Raw genomic sequence first — 1,338 nt, 5'->3', positions numbered from 1 at the left:
AAGTCGTGATTGCAGGCCGCCCAAATGCGGGTAAATCAAGCCTATTGAATGCGCTGTCGGGTAAAGAATCTGCCATTGTGACCGATATTGCGGGAACGACACGTGATGTACTGCGTGAACATATCCATATTGACGGCATGCCACTGCATATTATTGATACCGCAGGCCTACGTGAGGCCTCAGATGAAGTAGAAAAAATCGGTATTGAACGTGCTTGGGAAGAAATAGCTCAGGCAGACCGAGTTTTATTTATGGTTGATGGCACAACAACAGACGCAACAGACCCGAAAGATATCTGGCCAGATTTCGTTGATCGTCTACCAAACAACATCGGAATGACGGTAATTCGTAATAAAGCGGATCAAACCAGTGAAGAGTTAGGCATTTGTCATGTTAACGATCCAACCCTGATTCGCTTATCAGCCAAAACAGGCCAAGGTGTCGACGCTCTGCGTAGTCATCTAAAGGATTGTATGGGCTTTGCTGGTGGTCATGAAGGTGGCTTTATGGCACGTCGTCGTCACTTAGATGCCCTAGAACGAGCATCAGAACACCTAGATATCGGCCAACAGCAGCTTGAAGGCTACATGGCGGGTGAGATTTTAGCGGAAGAGCTTCGAATTACTCAGCAGCACCTCAATGAGATCACGGGTGAGTTCAGTTCAGACGATCTTTTAGGTCGCATCTTCTCTTCATTCTGTATTGGTAAATAACCTTAAAAGGCCAGCTCATGCTGGCCTTCTTCTTTAGTAAGGACAGCTTAATGATCCACATTATTACAGGTAGCACCTTAGGTGGTGCAGAGTACGTTGGCGATCACCTTAATGATCTTCTTGAAGAGCAAGGTCATGAAATAACCCTTCATAATCAGCCTGAATACGATGATATCCCCCAACAAGGCTTTTGGTTGTTGGTCACTTCAACTCATGGTGCCGGTGAATTTCCAGATAATATTAAGCCGTTTATCGACGCATTGACCCAGCAATCTCCAGATTTAAGCCAGGTTCGCTTTGCTGTAGTGGCGCTTGGAGATTCGAGCTACGATACCTTCTGTTTGGCAGGTAAATCTGTCCACAGCCAACTAAAAGAGCTCGGTGCTCAAGCTATTTCTGGCTGTTTTACCATCGATGTTCTTGAAACACCGGTCCCAGAAGATGCTGCAGAGGAATGGTTTAACGATCATAGTGACCAGTTTTAACACCTCAACATTCTAAAAAGCGGCTTATGCCGCTTTTTTTGTCTCTGAAAATCGTGATTGTGAATAACTTTTTTGAAAATAAATCGAAATACATGCCCATTTTTTCAATTTCCTCTGTGGATAAGATCATACATATACGG

General features: G+C 44.5%; 2 protein-coding genes. Both read left to right on the top strand.

All coding sequences use genetic code 11. The annotated features are described in order from the left end of the window. Nucleotides 1-713 (top strand): GTPase (locus AB4496_RS20655; protein WP_372131826.1); only part of this gene is annotated, 713 nt, incomplete at its 5' end. 50 nt (nt 714-763) lie between these two features. Continuing rightward, on the top strand, nt 764-1,198 hold the full coding sequence (mioC, locus tag AB4496_RS20650; protein ID WP_009848129.1) for an FMN-binding protein MioC: 435 nt from the start codon (nt 764-766) through the stop codon (nt 1,196-1,198). Nucleotides 1,199-1,338: the final 140 nt, after the last annotated feature.

Source organism: Vibrio sp. 10N.222.46.A1 (assembly GCF_041473595.1).
GTDB classification, from domain to species: Bacteria; Pseudomonadota; Gammaproteobacteria; order Enterobacterales; family Vibrionaceae; genus Vibrio; species Vibrio tasmaniensis_A.
The sequence above is the reverse complement of the archived record's forward strand: the minus strand, read 5'-3'. Positions and strand labels throughout refer to the sequence as shown.